Genomic DNA, 20,263 nt, shown 5'->3' with positions numbered 1-20,263 from the left:
AAGTCGTAGTTGTGAGGTGTCGATCTCGTCGTGGTGGCAGACCGTTCATGACCTCCACCTCGGTGGTCGTCTCGTCTGGACTCGCCTCCGCGTCCTCGCGAAGGCCGGCTGGGTCGCTACTGACGATCGCGGCGACCTCGACGACCACTGGTCGATCACGATCCGCGTCGTCGGCTACCTCGCCGGCTACGTCGACGTAACCTCATCCGCCCGCTTCCCGCGAGAACAGAAATCTGAAGACGATACGTAATCAGACTTCCTCGATCAGCCTGTAGAGTTCGTAGACGATCTCGTCGATAAGCCGGTCCGTCTGCTCGACATTGGCATCGAATTCCTCGGCGCGCTCCTTCTTCCGCAGGTGGTTTTCTAGTACGAACCACTGTGAAAGAATAGTGATTACAGGAGTCGGTTCCATAATCAAGCATAAGTTGATTGGCATAGAATCTCGTAATATGTCTTTAATTCGGATAATTACTCAAACTGGACCAGGAGGGGTCATTACAACTATTCTTACATATGGCACTGCGAGCTACTGGCTTCCTGACCTAGCTAGAAGTGAGCTAGTGTTTAGCGCAGCAGTTACCGGATTTCTATTTATGCTCATTCTGGAACTGCTTAGCAAGCCAGCGATTTCCTTTCTCTCGTTTCCTATTATTCTTCAGGTGAAAAGAGATATGGAGAAAAAGAACAGTCAAGAGAATTTTATTGATAAATATAAAGGAAACAGAGAAGATCTTGACAAGTTTGATGGTCAAGTATTTCGATATACTTGTCTATTCTATTCTGGATTGCTTGCTTCCGTAGTCTTCGGAATTCACGCGTATCTGATAACTGGTCGACTAATGAGTCTCGGGCTTTTTGCCCTCTCTCTACTATCCATCCTCATATTATGTCTCTCTTCTTTTATGAAAATCAAAAGGACTATTCAAATGGCTCCAGTGATGTTAGAATAGATGACTATCACGAAAATTCATTCTCGCGAATTTGCAAAAGAAGAGTACGGGGGGTTTGAACACACAAACATCGAAGGTGAGAACCTACTAATACAGGGGGGCAACCGAACAGGAAAAACGCTCACTTTCAACGCGATTCTGTACAATCTCCTTGGTTCGAGGGAAACCATTGAGCTGTCCACCGGTCGGAACAACAACGTATCCCTACACTTCAGTGACGGAACGGAATTCCGCCGAGGTAAGCTGGGCGCTCAGTTTAGAAGGGGTGATATCGAGAAAAGTGAGGAGGAAGCACAAGAAGCACTCGCGGACTGGTTAGCTGAAGATCCATCCACTGAGGTCTCCAGTTCACAAGTTATCAAAAACCACTTCGTACACTCGCACATCGAACAAATGCCGATTTCGCGACTGTCGGAAGACGCCCGACTGGATCACATTAGGTCGGCAGTCGATCAAGGCACTCAGGAGAGCATAGAAGAGACCGATCAAGAGATTGATCAGCTTGAAGAGAGGATTGCAGAGATCAAGCAGACTCTACGTCGAAGAGAGGAGGATAAACAGGAGCGAGATAGTAATCTCCGTAGCGACGAAAACCAACTGGAAAAATACGAGCGGATTCAGTCTCTTGCCGAGTCTGGAGAACTTGAGGAAATCATCGAGACAATTGAGACGAACGAAGAACTCCAACAAGATCTCTCGGAAGCTTCCCAGAAGCAGGATTTCTTACAACGCAAACAGAGGAGTAAGAGAAAAGAAAAGAGACAATGGGAACGGTATCGGGAGTCAGAGAGGAACGGGATAATCGCCGAAGCTGTAAATGACTTCGTCTGTCCCGCCTGTAGTGGACACGTCGATACGGAGTTAGCCGAGAATCGACTGAGTCGGTCTCGCTGCCCGTTCTGTGCTGTGAAAGATCGCAGTGACGAAATCAAGGCAGACATCGATGAGAAGATCAGCCGGTCGGAAGAAGAGTTAGAGGAGATTGAAGAGGAACTGGAGGAGATTGACTCAGAGTTAGAAAGTGTCGACAAAGAGATCGCAGAGATCCGTGAGGAACAACCGGCACTGAGTGATGTCGACGGCCGAATTGAAAGGGTCATTCGGAATAATGACTACGACTTCTCCGCTATCGTTGAGGAAATCGAGGAGGAACTGGAACGCTATCAGTCGAGTATTGACGAAATCGAGGAAGTGATCTCGGAGCAAGAAAATAAGATTGAGGAGTTAGAAGCCGAACTAGAGTCCTCTGAAGAACGGCTGGAGGAGGCTAAAGACGAGGTGGAAGAAATGCGAGAAGACAGCATCAATGCAGAGATTGAGGAGTTCTCAGAGGAGTGGCAGGAGATCTTCGAGAAAATGGCTGGCGAAATCGGACTGGAGATCCAGATGATGCAGGATGGCGATATCGAGATCCCTGGAGCTGAAGGACCCAGAAAGTATGACCGAGCAGGAGACTTGAGTGACGCAGAAATCACATTTATGAATATCTCCTTTGCGGTTGCGTACAACCGTTTTGTGCGGGAGTCAGATACGACTGAATGGTCAACTATCGTTTGCGACGAACCGTTCTCGAATCTCGATGCCGAAGGTAGAGTGAATCTACTGGAGTTCATCGAATCGTGTGACGAGCAGATAATTTGTACGTCATCTGATAAGAGTTTATTGGATGAGTTCCCCAAGACGGGGCAGCTGACTCGTCACCGAATCCAAGCATCTCTCGGGAGGTATACATAATGAAAGACGAAGAAGCGAAGAACCATCCCCATCTGCTCATGCTTGATGAGTTTGATGGGGAGATAGATGGGGAACTAAAGTACCAAAAAGTCCTCTACAAGTATCGAGTAAACGCACTTGAAGAGGAAGACTGGGGATTCACGAGGGAGCGGTGGGGCCCGACTGATCCGGGCTTCACGGAGATTATGCAGTCACTGGATGATCTAGATCTCACCGAACTGGACAAGGATGATCGAATTCACATATTCTGGTTAACAGAAGGCGGGAAAGAGGTCGCAGGCGGACTCAAACGCGGATTGAGTAAACTAGACCCGGGTTTCAAGCCACGGATTCAGACCATCTTGGGGATTGCAGAATCTGACAAGGATCGCCCAGGCTCAGATATCGTCGGAGACGAGGTTATCCAGGAGGCGAAAGAAGAGACGGAGCAGTCGCAAGTATAGACAGCTCCTCTTTCAGATTGTTTTGGTAGGCTAGGTTCGTCTCTATGATTTCTATATAGGAAGTTCGTCAAACTGCTTAGCCGTCAAAACCGTTTAGAACTGGTCCCACGGCGCTGCTTCAGTCACCAGCCAGTGCGCCCCGATCAGGTCGGTCTCGATCTGCTCTCGCTTGTGCTTCGCATCGCCGTCGTTGACGATCGCGTAGCTGATCACCAGTTCCTCGTTGAGCTTCTCGACACTTTCGACCGTCCGGAGGTGGTTCTCCAAGCCGTCAGCCACGTCGTCCACGGCCGGCAGTTCGATCGCCGTCAGCCGGCCGACGAGCGAGTTCGTCTTCGTCGCCATCTCGCAGAGGTCGCGAAGACGCCGATCTCTTCGCGATCAGTCGTTCTCGAACACCGATTGAAGCTGACGAGGGCTGTCGCTAACCGGTTGAAAGTGCGGGAGAAGTGGGCCGGCACGAATTTGAATACAGACGAGACGTTCCGGGTCGCTCCCTGCGGTCGCTTCCCGGGCGTGCGACTCGTCGTCCCCCGCTCGCTTCGCTCGCGGGGACGTGGTTACGGCCACCCGAAGGACGTCGCTGCTCAGATTGAAAACGGATGCGGGAGAAGTGGGCCGGCACGAATTTGAATCGTGGTTACGGCCACCCGAAGGCCGAAGGATACCAAGCTACCCCACCGGCCCGCATTTTCAGGAAGGCCGTTCGTTCTTTTAACCTTTCCGAAAGTCGGGGGCGATCGGGGATCGATCCCAACGAGAACCGGCCCCGATCCCCCGCCTCACGCCTCGAAGTACCGGTCGCGATGCGCCCGGCAGCCGGGGTTGAACGCGGCGTCACACCGGGGACAGGCGTCGTCGTCGGGCTTCCCCTGGCTGTCACCGGGCGAAGCCCGGTTGCCCGAGGGACTCTGTCCCTCGCTGCCAGAGGCACGTTGCGCCTTTCCGTCGCCGTCGAGGTACTCGCGGGCGGTGAGCGTCGCCCCGCAAACGCCGCACAGCACCGCCGGCTCGTCGAACCGGTCACGGGGCCACGGCTCGGCCTCGTGGTCGGTCGCGGCGTCGTGGCACGCGTCACAGGGGTAATACGCCTCACAGCAACCGAACCGGAGCGCGACCACGTCGACGGGGTCGTCCCAGTGGGCACAGCGCGTCTCGGGGTCGACGGCGACGCCCCGGAGCGGGACCGCGAACCGGTCGTCAGTCGCGGGCGCGGTCGTCGTGCGCCGGTCGTCAGTAGGACTCGTAGCCATCGGTGTCGAGCCAGTTGTGGACGACAGAGACGGTGTGGTCGGCATGGAGTAGCTCGGGACCGACGCGTACGCGGCGCTCCGCACGGTCCGCGAGCAGGTCGCGCTCGGCGGGGGCGAAATCGTTGTGGTCGGAGAGCACGAACACGGGGTCGGTCGGCGGCGCGGCGTCGACGAGGGGATCGCCGTCCTCGTGAAGCTGGACAAGGGTTGGGTCGGCAGACGCGCTGGAGGTACCGGGAGTGTCGAGCACCCGGTCGAGGGTCGCTTCCAGTCCCATCCGCCGGAGTTCGACGCCGGGCGAAACGTCGGCGGGCATGTGCCCGATGGCGTCGTCCTGCGCGTCGAGCGCGTCCCGGATCCGCGCGGCGACGTTGCGCTCGTCGGGGTGGAGGTGCCGGAGGCTGTCGGCGTCGAAGGTGACCGTAAACTCGTCGGCGACGACGAGGTGGACTCGGACGCGCTCGCGGATCCCGTGCGAGAGGAACACGCCGGCGGCGACACACCGGCAGAGGAGGTCGAGCCGGCCCGCACCGGGGATGTCCGACAGCGAGATCGCGTCCGGATCGGTGGGCACGTCGTGGCCGATGACGACGAACTGGCGCATACGCGGGGGTCGCCCCCGACACTCATAAGCGACCCGACCCAAGCGGGTCCATGAGCGTCACCGGACTCTGTCACGTCTGCGAGGCGGCGCCGGCGAGCCACACGTGTCCGCGATGCGGCCGCGCCGTCTGTGAGGACCACTGGGACGACGACGCCGATATCTGCACGGCGTGCGCGCAGGGGCAGACGCAGTGAGTCGGATTCGCTACCGGTACTGATTCAGCCGCTTTTTGAGTCGCTTCGCCGCGTCGCCGGCGGCGCCGAAGTACGTCGCCTCGTCGTCCGGGCGGCTCGACTCTTCCCCGGCGAAGATGATCCCGCGCGAGGAGTTGACGAGCCCCACGTCGACGGCGGCGTCCGGGCGGTCGGCGAGCCCGTGTTCGACCGCGGCCTCCGCGTCGCCGCCCTGCGCGCCGACGCCGGGAACGAGGAAGGGAATCTCGGGGACGATCTCGCGGACCTCGGCCAGCTCCTCGGGCGCGGTCGCACCCACGACCAGACCGACGTTGTCGTTGCCGTTCCACACGTCCGCGAGCGCCGCGACGCGCTCGTAGAGGGGCTCGCCGGAGGCGAGTTCGAGGTCCTGCAGGTCGCTCCCGCCCGGGTTCGAGGTGCGACAGAGGACGAACACGCCCTTCTCCTCCCGGTCGAGGAACGGTTGGAGGGAGTCGCGACCGAGGTACGGGTTCACAGTGATCGCGTCGGCGCGGTCGAGCGCGGCGGCGTACTGCCGGGTCGTGTTGCCGATGTCGGCGCGCTTGGCGTCTAAGAGGACCGGCACGTCCTTCCCGTGGGCGTACGCGATCGTCTCCTCTAACGCGCGCCAGCCGTCGGCGTCCTCGTAGAAGGCCGCATTCGGCTTGTAGCAGGCGGCGTGCTCGTGGGTCGCGTCGATGATCCGGCGGTTGAACGCCCACCGCGGTAGGTCGGCGTTGGCGAGGAATTCGGGGAGGCGATTCGGGTCCGGGTCGAGTCCGACCGAGACGACGCTGTCGGTCGCTTCGATCCGGTCCGCGAGTGTCTCGAAGAAGCTCATGGCCGTCACTGCGTCCGGGGGCGCGCTAAACGTTGCGTTCCGCTCGGGATCCGCCCGTCACCCGCAACGGTCACCCGCGCACCCGTACCCGGCACACATCGTGATCGTCCCGAACAGGTACCGCTCCTCCGTCACCGTCTCCGCGGTGTCAGCGAGCGCCCGTTGCGCCGCCGCCGTCCGTGCGTCGAGCTGGTCGAGCGGGTCGCCCCCGCCCGCGTCGAACAGCCGGCCGTTCAATCTGGCAAACGCGGAGAGGGCGGCGTTCGCGGGGCGGCTCCCTCGCGGCGCGAACGCCGCGATGACGACGCTATCGGCCAGCTCACACCAGCCGCTCACGGCCGCGTACGGGTCCGGGAACAGGGAGGTGACGAACGTCGCGAGGACGGCGTCTGCCGAGCGGATCGGCGGGTCGGTGGCGTCGGCCTGCACGAACGAGACGTTCTCCCAGCCGCGGCGCTCGGTCATACCCCGCGCCCGATCGAGCATCGCGCCGGTGATGTCGACGCCGACGACGTGCCCCGTCGGGCCCACGGCCTCGCGTAGTGCGGGAACGTTGACCCCCGGACCGCAGCCGAATTCGACGACCGTGTCGCCCGGATCGAGGTCGAGCGCTCGCACGCAGCCCGCCCGCACGCCCCCGACCGAGGCGGTCGCTCGCGCGAACCAGTCATAGACCCGCGCCCGCACGGCGTACGCGCGCTGGATCCGGTGTGCCGCGGGCTCGTCGCCGGCCGCCGGTGGCGACTCGTCCCCGGAGTGCGGTCGCGACGGTGTCGACCGCGACCCTCGACGATCTCGGGTCACGAGTGGGCGCGGACCGCCGCGGGGGCGGTCTTCGGCCACCACAGCTCAGGCCCGTCGCGCACGACGGTGGAGTAACACACCTCGCTCCCGTCGCAGCCCCGGGGTCGCTGGTAGTCGATACCCCGCTTCGCGAGGTACGTCACGTAGCCGTCGTCGACGCGATCGAGCTTCTCGTGACACACCCACTTCTCGCCGTAGATCCGCGCGCCCACGTCGCGATACGGACAGGTGAACGTCGTCCGCTCGGCGCCGGCCTCGCTGGCGGTGTCGTCGATGCTGACGCCGACCGACCGGTACGCCAGCCGGAGCCGCCGAACGACGCGCTCGGGCGACGACGCGCCGAGGAAGAGCCCGTGTGCGAGGACGTAGCCGAAGCCGTGGAGCAGTCGCTCGACGCGAGTCAGGTCGTCGGGGTCGTCGTCGAGCATCGACCGCAGCGTCGCGTACCAGCCCGCGATCTCGGTCACCTCGTCGGCCGCCTCGTCGGCCGCCGCGAGCGCGCGGCGCTTCTCCGGGAGCGGCGCGGCCCCGTCGGAAAGCCGGAACGACGGCGCCGCTTCGACGTGTTCGAGCACGTCCTCCCGGAGGATGTCGTCGTCGGCAAACGTCTCGGTCAGTTCCACGAGATCGGGGTACCACTCGCGGGTCAGCCTGCTGTACGTGCCGTCGAGGAGGTCGTCGACGCGGTCGGCGTCGTTGATGCGGTCGGCGTCGTTGATGCGGTCGGCGTCGTCGCCGTCGGGCGCTGCGGGGAACGCGTCGACGACCCGCCACAGTTCGGCGGGATCCGGTCCTGCCATGGTGTCACATGGTGGGCACGGGCCTTGAATCCGCAGGTCCGACGGGCCGCTCGCACTCGGAGACCGTGGTATCGAGGCCGGTCTATCGGCCGAACGGACTCTCGATGCCCTCGGCCAGCGGCATGTCGAAGTAGTCCAGTTCGTCGACCTCGCTGATCGAGCCGTCGGCGATCCGCTCGAACGTCGCCATGAACCCCTCGACGGTGATCTTGACCGTCGTGCCGATCGCCTTGTGGCCGCGCTCGTCGCTCTGGTGGGACACCTCGTAGAGCATCCCGGCGGCGTCCGTCCGCGGACACAGCGCGTCGAGGTACGACCCCCAGAGCGGACCGTATCCGTACCGGGTGAGCGTGTTGAACTTCCCCTTGCCGAACTGCTGGGCCTGCTCGTTGACCAGCTGATTGAGCTGCAGCGAGCGCGTCTGGGCGTCCTCAGAGAGGTACGGGTTCCCGTTGCCGACGTAGCTGGCGTAGTCGAACCTATCGTGGTCGATGTATCTGGGACCGAACGGCGCCATCACGCTCATGATCGACTGCTGTTTGGGTCCGTTCCCCCGATCGGGGGAGTCCGGATCCACGACCGCGCCTTGGTGGTGATGAGTGATCGCCCAGTCGGGGTCGGCGTCGAGGAACGACTCCGTCACTGCCCGGTTCTCCGGGTTGAGATTGAGTCCCATCGACCACAGCTCGTCGTACGGATTCTCGCCGGCGGCGACCGTCGGGTCGCGGACATCGACCGGGACGTCCTCGACCGGGATATTGAGGTATCCGAACTGCGGGGCTTCCTCGACGACATCCCACCAGTCTTCGTCCTCGTCGCCCGGCTCGAAGTCGGGGAGGATACTGAACCCCCGGTTCATGTCGTATCCCGGCACGTCGCCGGCGAAGTACGAGTTGCGGTTGATGTACCGGGAGTCGCCCTCCTCCCACGTGTTGGTGTTGTACCGGCGCTGCCGGAGCTCCCCATCCGTTTCGAGCCCGTCGTCACCGACGAAGTTCGCCCCGTCCGGGTTGACCCGCGGGACGATCGTGATCGTGAGGTTGTCCAAGATCGTCTCGACCCGCCGGGAGCCGCCGGTCGCCAGCCGGTTGAGGATCTTCACGACGGCCTCGGCGCCGGAGGGCTCGTCGCCGTGGATCTGGTTGATGAGGTGGAGGCTCTCGTTGCCGTCGCCGATCGTGACCTCCCAGATCGGGTCCTCACGGCCGGCCGAGGCGCCGATCTGTTCAAGTTCGACCCGGTCGCTCCGCCGGTCGATCTGCTTGAGGCGCTCGCCGAGCTGTTGGTTGTCGAGATACGCCTCGTAGTTGACCGCGCGCTCGTTCGGCGCCCACGGCCCGCCGGGACGGTAGTCGCCGCCCGACTGTGCGCTCACCGTGGATCCGAACCCTGCGAGGCCGACCGCGGCGATACTGCTCCGAAGGAACCGCCTTCTGTGCATACTGGTAACACCCGTCCCGAAATTGTTTAATTTATCGTATAAATATCTTTCTAGATATATGCAGTCGGAGAATTATTTATGAGCTATCGCAGCCGAATCCGCTCTTTCAGCCGCCGCACGCCGCGGCTCGCCCGCCGCCCGAGCGAGAGCGCCGCGAACGCGCCGCGGACGAACCAGCCGATCGGGATTCGGTCCGGGAAGGTGAGGGGACCGACGCGCGAGACCCCGATCGTCCGGGACTCGACGTACCGCCGGATCCCCTCGGGCCCGTGGCGGCGGCCCATCCCGGAGTCGCCGAAACCACCCATTGGCGCGTCGACGGCGCCCCACGTCGCGAGGAAGGCGTCGTTGACGTTGACGGTGCCGCAGTCGATATCGCGGGCGATTTCGGCGCCCCGATCCCGGTCCCGCGTCCACACGCTCGCGTTGAGCCCGTACGGGGAGTCGTTGGCGGCTGCGACCGCGGCGTCGGCGTCTGGAACGGGTGCCACGGAGACCACTGGACCGAACGTCTCCTCGCACGCGACGGTCGCATCCGGCTCCACGTCGGTCAGGATCGTCGGCTCGTAGCAGTACGGCGCCACGTTGGGACGGGCGCGGCCGCCCGTCAGCACGGTCGCGCCGCGCTCCCGCGCGTCGTCGACGTGGTTCTGGACCCGATCGAGCTGGGCGGCGTCGATGAGCGAGCCGACCTCGGCGTCGTAGTCGTAACCGGTCCCCAGCGTGAGCCGTTCCGTCTCGCGGACGAACGCGTCGACGAACTCGTCGTAGGCCGACTCAACGACATAGATTCGCTCCGCCGACAGACAGAGCTGCCCAGCGTTCGAGAAGCAGGCCTGTACCGCGCCGCGGGCCGCCTCGTCGACGTCGGTGTCGTCGAGGACGATGAGGGGGTTGTTGCCGCCGAGCTCCAGCGAGCAGTCGATGAGGTTCCGTCCCGCGCGCTCGGCCACGATCCGGCCGGTCTCGGTGCTCCCGGTGAACGCGACGTAGTCGACCGCGTCGATGAGCGCGGGACCGACGGTCGGTCCGTCACCTGTGACAACTTGGAACAGGTCGTCCGGGAGACCCGCGACCTCCAGCAGCTCGCCGAGCGCGAGCGCGCCGTACGGCGTCTTCTCGTCGGGTTTAAGCACGACCGCGTTGCCCGCGACCAGCGCGGGGAGCGCGTCCGCCATCGACAGCGTCAGCGGGTAGTTCCACGGCGAGATCACGCCGACGACGCCGACCGGATCGTAGGTGACGGTCGCAGTGGTCATCCCCGGTGCGACGCCCGCGCGCCGCTCGTCGGCGAGGACGCCGGGCGCTGTCTCGGCGAGGTAGCCGCATCCCATCGGTACGTCGAACAACTCTTCGACCGCGGTTCGGCGCGACTTCCCGGTCTCCAGCTGGAGGAGGTCGAGCAGCTCTGCATGGCGGTCGAGCACGAGGTCGCCGAACCGGTCGAGGACCGCCGCGCGCTCCCTCGCGGGCGTCGCCGCCCACTCCGCCTGCGCCTCCCGGGCGCGCTCGACCGCGGCGTCGACGTCGCTCGCCTCGCAGGCTGGCACCGAGCCGATTCGCTCGGTGGTCGCCGGAGCGAACACGTCGATCGCGTCAGTCCCGGCGGCCGGCCCGTCCGCGTCGCCGTCGGCGTCCGCGGAACTCGAACGCGCCACGCGATCAGCGAGATCGTCGAGCCGCCGCGCCGCGAGACTCGGAGCGTCGTCGAGCGCGGTGGGAGAATTCGTCGAGGACATCGGATACGCGACGCACGGTCGGACAGGGGAAAGCCGTGCCGGTGGATCGGGTGGAACGGGCGACGAGAGCGGTCAGTCCGTCGACTCCGCCCTCTCTTCTTTCCCGATCCGGTCGGGCGGCACGTCGCGCTCGGAGAGCATGTCGATCACTTCGAGCAACAGCGACACGACGAGGGGACCGACGATGAGTCCGACCGCGCCGAGAGTGAGGATACCGCCGACGAATCCGACGAAGTACAGTCCCGGAGAGATCCTTCCGGTCCAGTCGGCGAGCTGCGTCCGGATCACCGCGTCGGGGACGAAGGAGACGAGGACGAGACCGAGTACTAGCACGGCAATCGCCCGCCCGGTCTCCTCGACGAGGAGGTCTCCCACGGCCAGTGCGACGACGAGCACGCTCGGGCCGATAATGGGGATGAACTGGAGGACGCCGGCGATGACGGCAAGCAAGACCGGTGACCCGTACCCTAAGGCCCAAAACACCACGAATGCGAGCACGGACGTCCCCGCGGCCGTCGCCGCCTGCAGGACGTAGATCGAGTACAGCGTCTCTCGCGTCCGCTCGTGGAGCCGCGTCGGGATGTCGTGGTACTCCGCCGGGACCACACCGAAGACGGCGGCTTCGACCGAACCCGGTCGATAGAGGAGCCCGTACACGAGGAACGTGAACACGACGAGTTCGAGTACGAGCCGCGGCGCCGCCGCCGCGAGCGCGAGCGCGACCTGTCGAACCCACACCTCGGCGGCCGCCACGTACGGCACCATCTCGATGACCAGCTCGAACCCACCCACGCTGATCGGGACGACATCGGGGATCTGCTCGAGGATCTCGATCAGCTCCGCCCGCCGCCGATACAGCACGTAGAGCAACGGAACCACGAGAATCGCGGCGGCAACGAAGGCGATGACGGTGGTGCCGACGCACGCGATCCGGCGGGACAATCCTCGTCCGACGAGCCACTGGCAGATCGGGTACAGGACGTACGCGACCGTGACCGCGAAGACGACGGTTCGCAGCACTTCCGCCAACACGACCGCCGCGAGCGCGGCCACCGCGACGAGCAGTGTAGCCAGCAGTCGCCGCCGGTTGAGAATCATGATTCGGGGTCACATCCGCCGGCAAAAATCGTTGCGATGGCGGTGTCTGCGGCGTCTCGGCGTCGGTACTCGTCACTACTTCGGAGACGCTCCTCTCCAGAGACCGCCACGAGGGACCGCAGCACATAACCTCGCGCCACTCCCACGTCCGGTATGCGCATCGACCCGTTCGGCCTCGAACGCTGGTTCGCCGAGTACGAACACGAGGCCGACATCATGTTGGCCGAAAGCGGGATCCGGTCACTGGACGCGAGCCGGTTCGACCTCGATCCGGGCCGGCTCGACTACGTCATCCCGACGAACGGCGACCCCGACTTCCGTGACTCGGTCGGCAAGCGGTACGGCCGGAGCGCCGACGAGGTGCTGTTCACCTGCGGGACGCAGGAGGCGAACTTCCTTACGTTCCTCTCGCTGCTCGGGGACGCCGAGGGACTCGAAGTCGACTCGTCGACCGACTCGACGGTCGGCTCCGGCAGCCACGCCGTCGTCGTCACGCCCACGTACCAAGCGCTCCACGCGGTCCCCGAGGCGTTCGGCGACGTGACCCGCGTCGAACTAGAGCCGCCGGAGTGGGAGCTCGACCCCGACACGATAGCCGACGCCGCCCGCGACGACACCGCCGTGATCGTCGTGAACAACCCGAACAACCCCACCGGTCGGTACCACGACGAGGCGGCGATGCGGGCGGTCTACGACGTGGCCGTCGACCACGACGCGTACCTCCTCTCGGACGAGGTGTACCGCCTGCTCGCCGAGGAGCCGCAGCCGCCGGTCGCGAGCTTCGGGGCCCACGGAATTTCGACGACGAGTCTCACCAAAGCGTACGGGCTCGCCGGGCTCCGATTCGGCTGGATCGCCGGCCCCGAGGCGGTCGTCGAGCGCGCGCGGCGGTGGAAGGACTACACCACCATCTCGCCGAGCCTGTTCGGCCAGCACGTCGCGAAGCAGGCCCTCGGTCGGCGCGAGCCGCGCATCTTAGAGGAGAACCGCGAGCTGGCGGAAACGAACCGCGCTATCGTCGCCGACTGGCTCGATCGCCACGACCTCGACTGGTACGACCCGGTCGGCGTCAACGGGTTCGTCACGGTGCCCGATGGGTTCGACGACGCCGAGGCGTTCTGCCGGGCCGTCGTCGAGACGGAGAGCGTCGTGCTCGCGCCCGGCGGGCTGTTCGGCTTCCCGGACCGCTTCCGGATCGGGTTCGGGCTCCCGACCGCAGAGTTGGAGGAGGGCCTGCAGCGGGTGAGTCGCGTCATCGAGGGAGAGAGCGCGAGCGAGGTCGACGCGGAAGGAGGTGCTTAAAAATGGGGTTTTTCAGTGATATCAAAGACGACGTGGTCGGCTTCATTCGCGACCCGACCGACGAGCAGAAGGCGCTGTTCGTCGCGGTTGTCGTGATGATGATCGCCGACCGTGCGCTCTGGTGGATCGACTTCCCGTTCGTGGTCCGGACGACCGCCGCGGTCGGCGTCGGCTTCATCGGCCTCTTCATCGCCAGCTACCTCCTCACCGGGCAGTTCGTTCCCCCGGACGAGGACGCTGACGACGACAAGCGCGAGGAGTACGTCGACGAGATGGACCCTTAATCGGCTCGCCGATCGGTCGATTCCCGCCTACCGATCTCGGCCTGTCGATCCCGTCCTGTCGATCTTGGCCTGTCGATCTCGGCCTGTCGATCCCAGCCTCCGCGACGGCGTTCCAAACCGTTTATACCCGCGCCTCCGGAAGTAGCGGGCATGCCGCGAGAGCAGAAGCAGGTTCGCGAACTACAGGAGGGCAGTTACGTCATGATGGACAGCTCTCCCTGCAAGATCAACCACTACAGCACAGCAAAACCCGGAAAACACGGGAGCGCCAAGGCGCGCGTCGAGGGCAAGGGTGTCTTCGACGAGAAGAAGCGCTCGCTCTCGCAGCCGGTCGACGCGAAGGTTTGGGTCCCGATCATCCAGCGGAAGCAGGGTCAGGTCGTCTCCGTCTCCGGCGACGACGCGCAGGTCATGGATCTTGACACCTACGAGACGTTCACCATGCGTATCCCCGAAGGTGAGGACTTCACCTCCGACGACAACATCGAGTACCTGGAATACGAGGGCCAGCGCAAGGTCGTCGGGTAATCGAGGCCGATGTTCCCCGGAGCGACGACAGACCGCGACGCTGCTTCCTACGTGGTCGTCGGCGCTCCCTTAGACGCCACGACCACTTTTCAGCCGGGCACCCGATTCGGACCGGACCGGATCCGGCGCTTCGCCGAGACCTACGACGACTACGACCGCAGAACGGACAGCGACTTCTCCGCGCTCGGCGTCTGCGACGCCGGCGACGTGCGGTCGTGGGACGACGTAAAAGAATATCTTGACCACCTCGCTGCCGAACTGCGAAGCGTCACCTACGACGACGCCGTCCCCCTCCTCGTCGGCGGCGAGCACACCGTCACGCACGCCGGCGTCGAAGCGGTCGGCCCCGACACGCTCGTCGTCTGCGACGCCCACCTCGACCTGCGCGACGCCTACGACGGGAACCCACTGAGCCACGCCTGCGTCACTCGGCGCGCCCTCGACGACCTCGGCGTCGACCGCGCGGTGATCGTCGGCGCGCGCACCGGCTCCGAGGCGGAGTGGGACCGCGCCGCCGACGCCGACGTGACGGTCGTTCCCCCCGAAGATGCCGGGCAGTGGATCGACGGCATCGACGCGGACACGTTTGAAAAGGAGTCGGTGTACTGCTCGGTCGACATCGACGGCCTCGACCCCGGATTCGCACCGGGGACAGGGACGATGGAGCCGTTCGGACTCGCCCCGCGAGAGGCTCGCGACCTCGTTCGCGCGGTCGCACCCGCCGCCGACGGGTTCGACGTGGTCGAGGTGAACGACCGCGACGACGGGCAGGCGGCGGCGCTAGCGGGCAAACTTCTCCGGGAGTTCGTGCAGTCGCACGCAGCAGCGCAGGGCGAGTAAGACCCGTCCGTACGGGTTCAGTTCCTGTTACCGTTTCCGTCCATCGGCGTCGACGCCATTTCGAACGGAACGATCGACAGCACTCTCGTGTTGGTCGTTCCTCGGACGAACTCGGCTACTTCCGACGGTGGCGGAGATTCGATGAGGTCGAGCAACGGCTGCCCGCCCTCGATAACCCGTTGGTCGCCGCTAGCGGTACCCACGACGATATTCTGGGTACTGCCCTCCCTCGAAACAAGACGGATGTCGGTGCCAGCCTGCTCTCCAACGGTCTCACTCGGCACCTGGAGGTCGGCGGCCGAGAGGTCGGTGACCTGGCTCGGGTTCGTGTCCGTGAATACGTACACGGCACCAGCCTGCGTAGCACCGATATCGCTTCCAGTGACGCCGATGACGACATCCCGCTGGCCGTTTCCCGTCACGTCTCCCGTCCGGACGACGTATCCGGGTCGCCCAGCGAGCGGAACAGCGCCCGCTCTGTCAGGCAGCGGTTGGATAGCCTCGTCGGGAAACCGATCCGGCTGTCGACGGACCCGGAAGATGCCCCACAGCCCCGCTTCGAGCCGGCGGCGCTGCTTCGTCTCCTGGTAGATGTAGTCACCGCTCCCGCTACCGCCCGTCAGCCCGCCAGCCCCACCGAGCAGGTCGAACGTCTGGGCCTTCCCAGGGCTGAGTTGCCCGTCGACGCCGATAACGGGTGACTCGTTTACGCCCTGGTAGCGCTGCCACTGATGTTCGGCGAGGTGGAACGCGACCGCCCGGGCCTTATCAGCCCCCGAGGCCACCCGGAACTTGACGGGGTCGTCGGTGGCTGCCTTCCAGATTGGCGTGTTGGGATCGCCGTGAACCCGCGAACTGTATACGAGATGTTGGGCGTCGTTCTGTTCGAAACGGCGCGAGAACGGTTCCGAGCGGTAGTTGATGCCGCCGTACCCCTGGTCTTCGCTGTCACCGAGCTGGTTGCAGGGATCGTTCGGGTTCTCGATGTCGGGTCCGGGCGGGACGACGCAGTCCGTAGGGTCGTCTCGATTCAATACGAACTGTCCGTCCGCGAATATCAATGCGTTCTCGCGGAAGTCGGGGTCTCCGTTCCCCGTCTTGATCATCGATGCCACACTCGTGACGCTGACTTCGCCAGTTCGGTTATCGAGCGTCACCGAATCCTGTGGCTCGATAACCAGCTGACCGAAGGCGCCGTGATGACGGGTGCTGCGAACGTCCGCCATGTCCCATAGGAGTGAGGTCCCTACCTCGACGTCAGCGTACCAGCGGTAGGTAATCGTCTCGCCACGATCGACGGTCGTGTCGTAGTTGAACCCGACCGTCGACCCGTTGGATCCGTTCACGTCGTTGATTACCTGCACCGGATGGAGCGAGATCCGATCCGACCGGTCCCACTCCTGGGAGATACGCATCTTTGGGTGGGCGTGGTCGTTGTCGAGGCCGCTGGGCAGGTTGTTCGTAAGATTGATCTCGATACAGTCACCCTTGTTCGCGTGGAGCGTCAGGGGTTCGACCGGTCGGTCGCCGTTCTTGATCTCGTCGACGTAGCGGTCGAGTGCGAAGACGACGCCGTGTTCGTCGTGGTCACCGTAGTCGTTGTACGGGATGTCGACCTGGAACGCCGTCACGTCGAACGACCGCACCGGGGCATCGTCTGGGCACGGGTCGCCCGGGTCAGGTGCCTGTGGTGGGATCTCCCCGACGTTGCCGTTCTGCCGGGCGTCCTTGTCCGGTGGCCGCGTCAGGTCCTCGCCCTCTGCATAGCGGAGTTTCGCTCGCTGGCCTTCCTCGGTCCAGTCGAAGTTGGAGAAGGGTGCCGGATGACCCATCGCCTCGAGTTGGGCCTCGGCGATGGACTCGCTCGGCGCGGCCTGGCCGGGGAGTGTTTGGAGGTGGTTGACCTCGGCCCCCCAGATACGCGACAGCCCCCACATCCCCGTCCACATGTCGTCGATCACGTTCGAGCCGTAGCGGTAATCGCGGACCGGCAGGTCGTCGGGATTCGTGATGTGCTTGAAGTCCTGCTGGCTCTCTTCGGGTCGGACCGTGAATGTGAACGCCTCGGACGTACCGATGACCTGCGAGACCATGTCCTGATCGGCGAACCCTTCCGGGTCGAACCGGAGGCCGCTGAGATCGAAGTTGTGCTGTTCCTCCCAGGACCCCTGGAAGAGCCGGAACCGGATCTTGTCGCCCTCGTAGGCCTCGAGGATCGGCGTCTCGGGGTCGCCGTGGACCTGCGAACTGTGGACGTAAGCTGGGTCTTCGTCGTCGCGGTGGTAGAACGGCGAATTCCGGTAGTTGATGGCGTTTGTCCCGGCGTTCTGGTTGTGCTCGCGATCGGGATTGACGAACTCACCGGTATCCGGGTCTCTCAACTGGGCGAAGTCATGGTAGTGAAGCGCCTGCTCACGGAAGGCGTCAGCCTCGGGCGGGTCGATGACGGCCTGGGCGCCGCTGAAGATGCGCTCTCCCGAGTATGGGTCGGTCCACTCCGACCTCTCGGGCTCGACGAGGAGGCCACAAAACAGCCCGTGCATACCCTCTGAAACGCCGACGATGTGGTCGTGGAAGAAGATCGCACCCTCCTCGTCCGCGTACCAGCGGTACTGCATCGTATCGCCGGGGTCGGTTGACTGCTCGTAGTTGAAGCCCGTCGTGACCGATTCGGAACCTAACTGATCGAAGCCGACGAAGTGCGGATGGACGGAAGTATGGAACTCCTCCTCGACGAGTTCGTTCTGAAGGCGGACCTCCACACAGTCGCCGACGTTGGCGCGGATGAACAACGGTTCTGGATTCAATTTGCCTTCTCGGAGCAATTCCGCGTCGTCAACGTCGACATCTTTCTGCACGGTACCGTCAGGAGCTTTGACCCTGACCCGATCGAGAACGTACGCCAGACCCTCAGGGTCGTGGTCCCCGACGTCGTTGTAGACGATACCGTTGGGATTCCCGGGCTTCATCACCGCGATGGTGTATTCGAGAATCCGTTCCGGCTCGGGGTCGGTGCAGGGATCTGCGTACGGTGCTCCGGGGACGATGTCGTCACCGAACGCTTGGCGCTCCACGTCGGTCGGTTCGCGCGGGTTGTTTACCGACGAGAGCGGCGGCTTCGGAGCCAGATGTCCTATCGGGTCGTCGACGCCTTCGACCTCCTTTATCGCGTCGGCGACGAGCTCGGGATACCCGGGTGCGTCGGATCCCTCTTGGATGAGTCCGCTGGAGTTCGCCAGCGGCTGGAGGCCCGGTTGCACCTTGTCGAGTATACGCATGATAGCCCACATCCCTTCGGCGTAATGGGGGAAAAGGTGACAGTGGAAGAGTACGTCACCAGCCGACCCGTGGTTATAGCCGGCCCCGACCTCGAAGGCCTCGGAGAAGCTCAGGCCTGGCCGATTCGTCTGGGGACCGTGTCCGGCGACGAGATAGGCGTCGAAGGTATCACCGAGACCGATGGTCTGTGAATCGATGGTGTCGGCTGCCGTGCGCGGTACTTCCTTCCAGCGATGCTGGTGTAGGTGGTGGACGTGATTCTCTTCCAGAGAGGCTCCGACGAATGTGTACTTGATGGGATCGCCCTTATACGCCGGGAAGACGTTGTCGCCGCCACCTGGGTCCCCGTTCGTCCACGAGTTGTAGAACTCGTCGTCGCGCTGTCCCAGAGGGTCGGCCCGGTAGTTGATGGCGTGAATCGTCTGTTCCTCTCCAGTGCTCGGCCACTGTACTTCGGGTTCTATTCCCTCAGGCGTGTGATAGAAGGGAACGAACTCGCGATACGTCGTTCCGAGTCCGTTCGGGTCGTCGATGACGGCCTTGGTACCACTGTGGAGTTCGCCGCCGGTCTCAGGGTCGCTCCACGTCGCTCCCGGCGGTTCGACCGCGATAGCCCCGAACAGTCCCCGGGATAGCAGGTTCGCCTCCTCTGGCGGCTCGTTGGCACTGTCGACCGCCTGATTCGCCCCGTCGTAAAAGAAGTGGGTGCCCGTATGTGTGGCCTCCCAGCGGTACTGGACCGTTCCCCCCGGTTTTGCAGTCGTGTCGGGGTTGAGCCCGACGGCCATACCGTCGGATGTCTGGACGTTGTACGGCAGGGCGGTCTGGTGGATTGACGCCTGCCGGTCGAGGTGATTGACGAACCTGATCTGGATCGTGTCGCCTTCGTTCGCCCGAATGACCAGCGGCTCGATGAGCGAGGTGTCGACCTCGCCGTCGTCTTCGTTCGGATTGCCACGCTGTTCCGCGCTCGCTGTCTCGTTTTCGACCAGCGAGAAGGCGTCGTCGGGTGTTTCGCCGGACGCCTCGCGCACTGCGTCGAGGTTCTCGTCCAGCACGTACATCACACCGTTGGGCTGGTGGAGCCCGAATCGATTGTAGACGATGTCGACCTCGATAGCGTGAATCGTGAACCGCCGAGTGCGCCCGCTACCGTGCGCGCTATTCCCAAGATCTAACTGCTGTCGAGCCTCCTCATTGTCGAGAAGCGACGTGGAGAGCGGTAGCATCCCCACCCCTTGCACGAACGTCCGCCGATTCACCGAATTTTCCCCATCTACTTGTTCAATACCGTCATCTTCAGTACCGGTCTGCATATCGAAGCATATCGGATGGGTTTTTTTGATAATACAGTTGATAACCCGGGGTAGAGATCCTCTAACGAGTCGCAGGGCTTCTCTCTACGAGCGTTCCATACGAAGCATCACGTACGAGCTCGTGTACCTGGGAATAATGTCCAGCAAAAACCAAGCCCTACAAGATGCAGTTTCGGTCGACAATTTCCTGAACGTCGCGGCAACCGAGACAATACCGCTGTTTGAATACCTGTCCTTCGAGTTCCTGCTGGGGTACGATGTGTTCGCCTCCAGCGAACGCTGCGGTCAAGGACTGTGGCCTCGGGCACGGCCGTGCCCGAGGCCGCGTCCACGAACGAACGGAGGTGTATCTCTCACTCTACCTCCGTCTTATCGTCGCAATCACCAATTGCGAACGAGGAGACAACCCGGGACGTGAGATGCTCAGGGTATGACACGGATTCTATGACACGCTCTCTTGAATTGTGCTGATCGCTTCGGTTAGGATAGCTCCGATAGTCGTTTCCGGGCCGCGGTCACCGCCTCCACGGCGTCGATCCACTCGCGGGGGTCCGTACACCAGATGCGGTCGCCCTCGACGCTGACGCAGAACACGGACTCGCTGGAGGGCGAGAGCGTAACGCGGTCGACATCGGAGCGGTCGCCGAGGTAGGAGTCGATCAGGCGTCGAGCCGTCTCCGCTTCCGATCGGAGGCGACTGCCGGCGGCGTACTCGATGGCGATCTCTGCCATACCCGTATATAACCTACATTATTAATAACTACTGTCTTCTGGCAGTGCTTGCGAGGTTTCGGCCCGGAGGTCGGTCGG

The 20,263-nt window shown here is 63.3% G+C and carries 20 protein-coding genes, 1 tRNA gene and 2 pseudogenes; 10 read left to right on the top strand and 13 right to left on the bottom strand.

The window, feature by feature from the left end; all coding sequences use genetic code 11:
• Positions 1–16 precede the first annotated feature (16 nt).
• On the top strand, positions 17–250 hold the full coding sequence (locus HLAC_RS07915) for a hypothetical protein (RefSeq protein WP_015910320.1): 234 nt from the start codon (positions 17–19) through the stop codon (positions 248–250).
• On the opposite strand, the gene HLAC_RS07910 is transcribed toward HLAC_RS07915, so the two are convergent.
• Positions 251–415: a restriction endonuclease gene (locus HLAC_RS07910; RefSeq protein WP_088901237.1), complete on the bottom strand. Its 165-nt coding sequence runs from the start codon at positions 413–415 to the stop codon at positions 251–253.
• Between the two features lie 538 nt (positions 416–953).
• Here HLAC_RS07910 and HLAC_RS07905 point away from each other — a divergent pair.
• On the top strand, positions 954–2,687 hold the full coding sequence (locus tag HLAC_RS07905; protein ID WP_015910318.1) for an AAA family ATPase: 1,734 nt from the start codon (positions 954–956) through the stop codon (positions 2,685–2,687).
• Positions 2,687–3,130 carry a hypothetical protein gene (locus HLAC_RS07900; RefSeq protein WP_015910317.1) on the top strand — a complete coding sequence of 148 codons (444 nt, stop codon included), beginning with the start codon at positions 2,687–2,689 and terminating at the stop codon, positions 3,128–3,130. The genes HLAC_RS07905 and HLAC_RS07900 overlap by 1 nt, the downstream gene beginning before the upstream one ends.
• A 93-nt stretch (positions 3,131–3,223) precedes the next feature.
• On the opposite strand, the gene HLAC_RS19530 is transcribed toward HLAC_RS07900, so the two are convergent.
• The 4 genes from HLAC_RS19530 to trmY all read right to left on the bottom strand — a co-directional run bounded on the left by HLAC_RS19530 (position 3,224) and on the right by trmY (position 4,987).
• The gene (locus HLAC_RS19530) at positions 3,224–3,475 is read right to left on the bottom strand and encodes a hypothetical protein (protein ID WP_015910316.1); all 252 of its coding nucleotides are present in this window, start codon (positions 3,473–3,475) and stop codon (positions 3,224–3,226) included.
• A 269-nt stretch (positions 3,476–3,744) separates the two neighbouring features.
• Positions 3,745–3,817 (bottom strand) — tRNA-Pro (locus HLAC_RS07890).
• A 95-nt stretch (positions 3,818–3,912) separates the two neighbouring features.
• On the bottom strand, positions 3,913–4,383 hold the full coding sequence (locus HLAC_RS07885) for a CHY zinc finger protein (protein WP_015910315.1): 471 nt from the start codon (positions 4,381–4,383) through the stop codon (positions 3,913–3,915).
• Positions 4,364–4,987: a tRNA (pseudouridine(54)-N(1))-methyltransferase TrmY gene (gene trmY, locus HLAC_RS07880; RefSeq protein ID WP_015910314.1), complete on the bottom strand. Its 624-nt coding sequence runs from the start codon at positions 4,985–4,987 to the stop codon at positions 4,364–4,366. Before trmY ends, HLAC_RS07885 begins: the two co-directional genes overlap by 20 nt.
• A gap of 50 nt (positions 4,988–5,037) precedes the next feature.
• Between trmY and HLAC_RS18755 the strand changes: the two genes are divergently transcribed.
• The gene (locus HLAC_RS18755; protein WP_015910313.1) at positions 5,038–5,181 is read left to right on the top strand and encodes a hypothetical protein; all 144 of its coding nucleotides are present in this window, start codon (positions 5,038–5,040) and stop codon (positions 5,179–5,181) included.
• Between the two features lie 10 nt (positions 5,182–5,191).
• On the opposite strand, the gene pyrF is transcribed toward HLAC_RS18755, so the two are convergent.
• The 6 genes from pyrF to HLAC_RS07850 form a co-directional block, all read right to left on the bottom strand.
• Positions 5,192–6,022 (bottom strand): orotidine-5'-phosphate decarboxylase, encoded by an 831-nt coding sequence (gene pyrF, locus HLAC_RS07875; protein ID WP_015910312.1) that lies wholly within the window; start codon positions 6,020–6,022, stop codon positions 5,192–5,194.
• Positions 6,023–6,079: 57 nt separating this feature from the next.
• Positions 6,080–6,865: a class I SAM-dependent methyltransferase gene (locus HLAC_RS07870; protein ID WP_049933701.1), complete on the bottom strand. Its 786-nt coding sequence runs from the start codon at positions 6,863–6,865 to the stop codon at positions 6,080–6,082.
• Complete coding sequence (locus HLAC_RS07865) at positions 6,823–7,626, bottom strand: hypothetical protein (RefSeq protein WP_015910310.1); 804 nt, start codon at positions 7,624–7,626, stop codon at positions 6,823–6,825. The genes HLAC_RS07870 and HLAC_RS07865 overlap by 43 nt, the downstream gene beginning before the upstream one ends.
• Positions 7,627–7,708: 82 nt before the next feature.
• Positions 7,709–9,067 (bottom strand): M14 family zinc carboxypeptidase, encoded by a 1,359-nt coding sequence (locus HLAC_RS07860; protein ID WP_015910309.1) that lies wholly within the window; start codon positions 9,065–9,067, stop codon positions 7,709–7,711.
• Between the two features lie 83 nt (positions 9,068–9,150).
• Positions 9,151–10,806, bottom strand: a complete 1,656-nt coding sequence (locus HLAC_RS07855) for a succinic semialdehyde dehydrogenase (protein WP_015910308.1) — start codon at positions 10,804–10,806, stop codon at positions 9,151–9,153.
• Between the two features lie 72 nt (positions 10,807–10,878).
• On the bottom strand, positions 10,879–11,904 hold the full coding sequence (locus HLAC_RS07850) for an AI-2E family transporter (RefSeq protein ID WP_015910307.1): 1,026 nt from the start codon (positions 11,902–11,904) through the stop codon (positions 10,879–10,881).
• A 153-nt stretch (positions 11,905–12,057) separates the two neighbouring features.
• Between HLAC_RS07850 and HLAC_RS07845 the strand changes: the two genes are divergently transcribed.
• The 4 genes from HLAC_RS07845 (at position 12,058) to speB (ending at position 14,858) form a co-directional block, all read left to right on the top strand.
• Positions 12,058–13,206, top strand: a complete 1,149-nt coding sequence (locus HLAC_RS07845; RefSeq protein WP_015910306.1) for an aminotransferase class I/II-fold pyridoxal phosphate-dependent enzyme — start codon at positions 12,058–12,060, stop codon at positions 13,204–13,206.
• Positions 13,207–13,208: 2 nt separating this feature from the next.
• The gene (locus tag HLAC_RS07840) at positions 13,209–13,490 is read left to right on the top strand and encodes a hypothetical protein (protein WP_015910305.1); all 282 of its coding nucleotides are present in this window, start codon (positions 13,209–13,211) and stop codon (positions 13,488–13,490) included.
• Between the two features lie 150 nt (positions 13,491–13,640).
• The gene (locus tag HLAC_RS07835) at positions 13,641–14,018 is read left to right on the top strand and encodes a translation initiation factor IF-5A (RefSeq protein ID WP_015910304.1); all 378 of its coding nucleotides are present in this window, start codon (positions 13,641–13,643) and stop codon (positions 14,016–14,018) included.
• Positions 14,019–14,027: 9 nt separating this feature from the next.
• On the top strand, positions 14,028–14,858 hold the full coding sequence (gene speB / locus HLAC_RS07830; protein WP_015910303.1) for an agmatinase: 831 nt from the start codon (positions 14,028–14,030) through the stop codon (positions 14,856–14,858).
• A 17-nt stretch (positions 14,859–14,875) separates the two neighbouring features.
• Here speB and HLAC_RS07825 read toward each other — a convergent pair whose 3' ends face one another.
• Positions 14,876–19,453 carry a multicopper oxidase domain-containing protein gene (locus tag HLAC_RS07825; RefSeq protein WP_015910302.1) on the bottom strand — a complete coding sequence of 1,526 codons (4,578 nt, stop codon included), beginning with the start codon at positions 19,451–19,453 and terminating at the stop codon, positions 14,876–14,878.
• A 136-nt stretch (positions 19,454–19,589) separates the two neighbouring features.
• On the opposite strand from HLAC_RS07825, the pseudogene HLAC_RS19960 reads away from it, so the two are divergent.
• A pseudogene (locus HLAC_RS19960) lies at positions 19,590–19,733 on the top strand (IS5/IS1182 family transposase); the annotation flags it as partial.
• A pseudogene (locus HLAC_RS18750) lies at positions 19,729–19,887 on the top strand (IS5/IS1182 family transposase); the annotation flags it as partial. The pseudogenes HLAC_RS19960 and HLAC_RS18750, both read left to right, overlap by 5 nt.
• Before the next feature lie 46 nt (positions 19,888–19,933).
• On the opposite strand, the gene HLAC_RS07820 reads toward HLAC_RS18750, so the two are convergent.
• Positions 19,934–20,185: a SelT/SelW/SelH family protein gene (locus tag HLAC_RS07820; protein ID WP_015910301.1), complete on the bottom strand. Its 252-nt coding sequence runs from the start codon at positions 20,183–20,185 to the stop codon at positions 19,934–19,936.
• Positions 20,186–20,263: the final 78 nt, after the last annotated feature.

It is taken from the genome of Halorubrum lacusprofundi ATCC 49239 (genome assembly GCF_000022205.1).
In the GTDB taxonomy this organism is placed as follows: Archaea; Halobacteriota; Halobacteria; order Halobacteriales; family Haloferacaceae; genus Halorubrum; species Halorubrum lacusprofundi.
The sequence above is the reverse complement of the archived record's forward strand: the minus strand, read 5'-3'. Positions and strand labels throughout refer to the sequence as shown.

Excerpts from the sequence above, each read along its gene's own strand:
- HLAC_RS07910 (WP_088901237.1), bottom strand. The coding sequence starts at position 415 with ATGGAACCGACTCCTGTAATCACTATTCTTTCACAGTGGTTCGTACTA.
- HLAC_RS07905 (WP_015910318.1), top strand. The coding sequence starts at position 954 with ATGACTATCACGAAAATTCATTCTCGCGAATTTGCAAAAGAAGAGTAC.
- HLAC_RS07900 (WP_015910317.1), top strand. The coding sequence starts at position 2,687 with ATGAAAGACGAAGAAGCGAAGAACCATCCCCATCTGCTCATGCTTGAT.
- HLAC_RS19530 (WP_015910316.1), bottom strand. The coding sequence starts at position 3,475 with ATGGCGACGAAGACGAACTCGCTCGTCGGCCGGCTGACGGCGATCGAA.
- HLAC_RS07885 (WP_015910315.1), bottom strand. The coding sequence starts at position 4,383 with ATGGCTACGAGTCCTACTGACGACCGGCGCACGACGACCGCGCCCGCG.
- trmY (WP_015910314.1), bottom strand. The coding sequence starts at position 4,987 with ATGCGCCAGTTCGTCGTCATCGGCCACGACGTGCCCACCGATCCGGAC.
- HLAC_RS18755 (WP_015910313.1), top strand. The coding sequence starts at position 5,038 with ATGAGCGTCACCGGACTCTGTCACGTCTGCGAGGCGGCGCCGGCGAGC.
- pyrF (WP_015910312.1), bottom strand. The coding sequence starts at position 6,022 with ATGAGCTTCTTCGAGACACTCGCGGACCGGATCGAAGCGACCGACAGC.
- HLAC_RS07865 (WP_015910310.1), bottom strand. The coding sequence starts at position 7,626 with ATGGCAGGACCGGATCCCGCCGAACTGTGGCGGGTCGTCGACGCGTTC.
- HLAC_RS07860 (WP_015910309.1), bottom strand. The coding sequence starts at position 9,067 with ATGCACAGAAGGCGGTTCCTTCGGAGCAGTATCGCCGCGGTCGGCCTC.
- HLAC_RS07855 (WP_015910308.1), bottom strand. The coding sequence starts at position 10,806 with ATGTCCTCGACGAATTCTCCCACCGCGCTCGACGACGCTCCGAGTCTC.
- HLAC_RS07850 (WP_015910307.1), bottom strand. The coding sequence starts at position 11,904 with ATGATTCTCAACCGGCGGCGACTGCTGGCTACACTGCTCGTCGCGGTG.
- HLAC_RS07845 (WP_015910306.1), top strand. The coding sequence starts at position 12,058 with ATGCGCATCGACCCGTTCGGCCTCGAACGCTGGTTCGCCGAGTACGAA.
- HLAC_RS07840 (WP_015910305.1), top strand. The coding sequence starts at position 13,209 with ATGGGGTTTTTCAGTGATATCAAAGACGACGTGGTCGGCTTCATTCGC.
- HLAC_RS07835 (WP_015910304.1), top strand. The coding sequence starts at position 13,641 with ATGCCGCGAGAGCAGAAGCAGGTTCGCGAACTACAGGAGGGCAGTTAC.
- speB (WP_015910303.1), top strand. The coding sequence starts at position 14,028 with ATGTTCCCCGGAGCGACGACAGACCGCGACGCTGCTTCCTACGTGGTC.
- HLAC_RS07825 (WP_015910302.1), bottom strand. The coding sequence starts at position 19,453 with ATGCAGACCGGTACTGAAGATGACGGTATTGAACAAGTAGATGGGGAA.
- HLAC_RS07820 (WP_015910301.1), bottom strand. The coding sequence starts at position 20,185 with ATGGCAGAGATCGCCATCGAGTACGCCGCCGGCAGTCGCCTCCGATCG.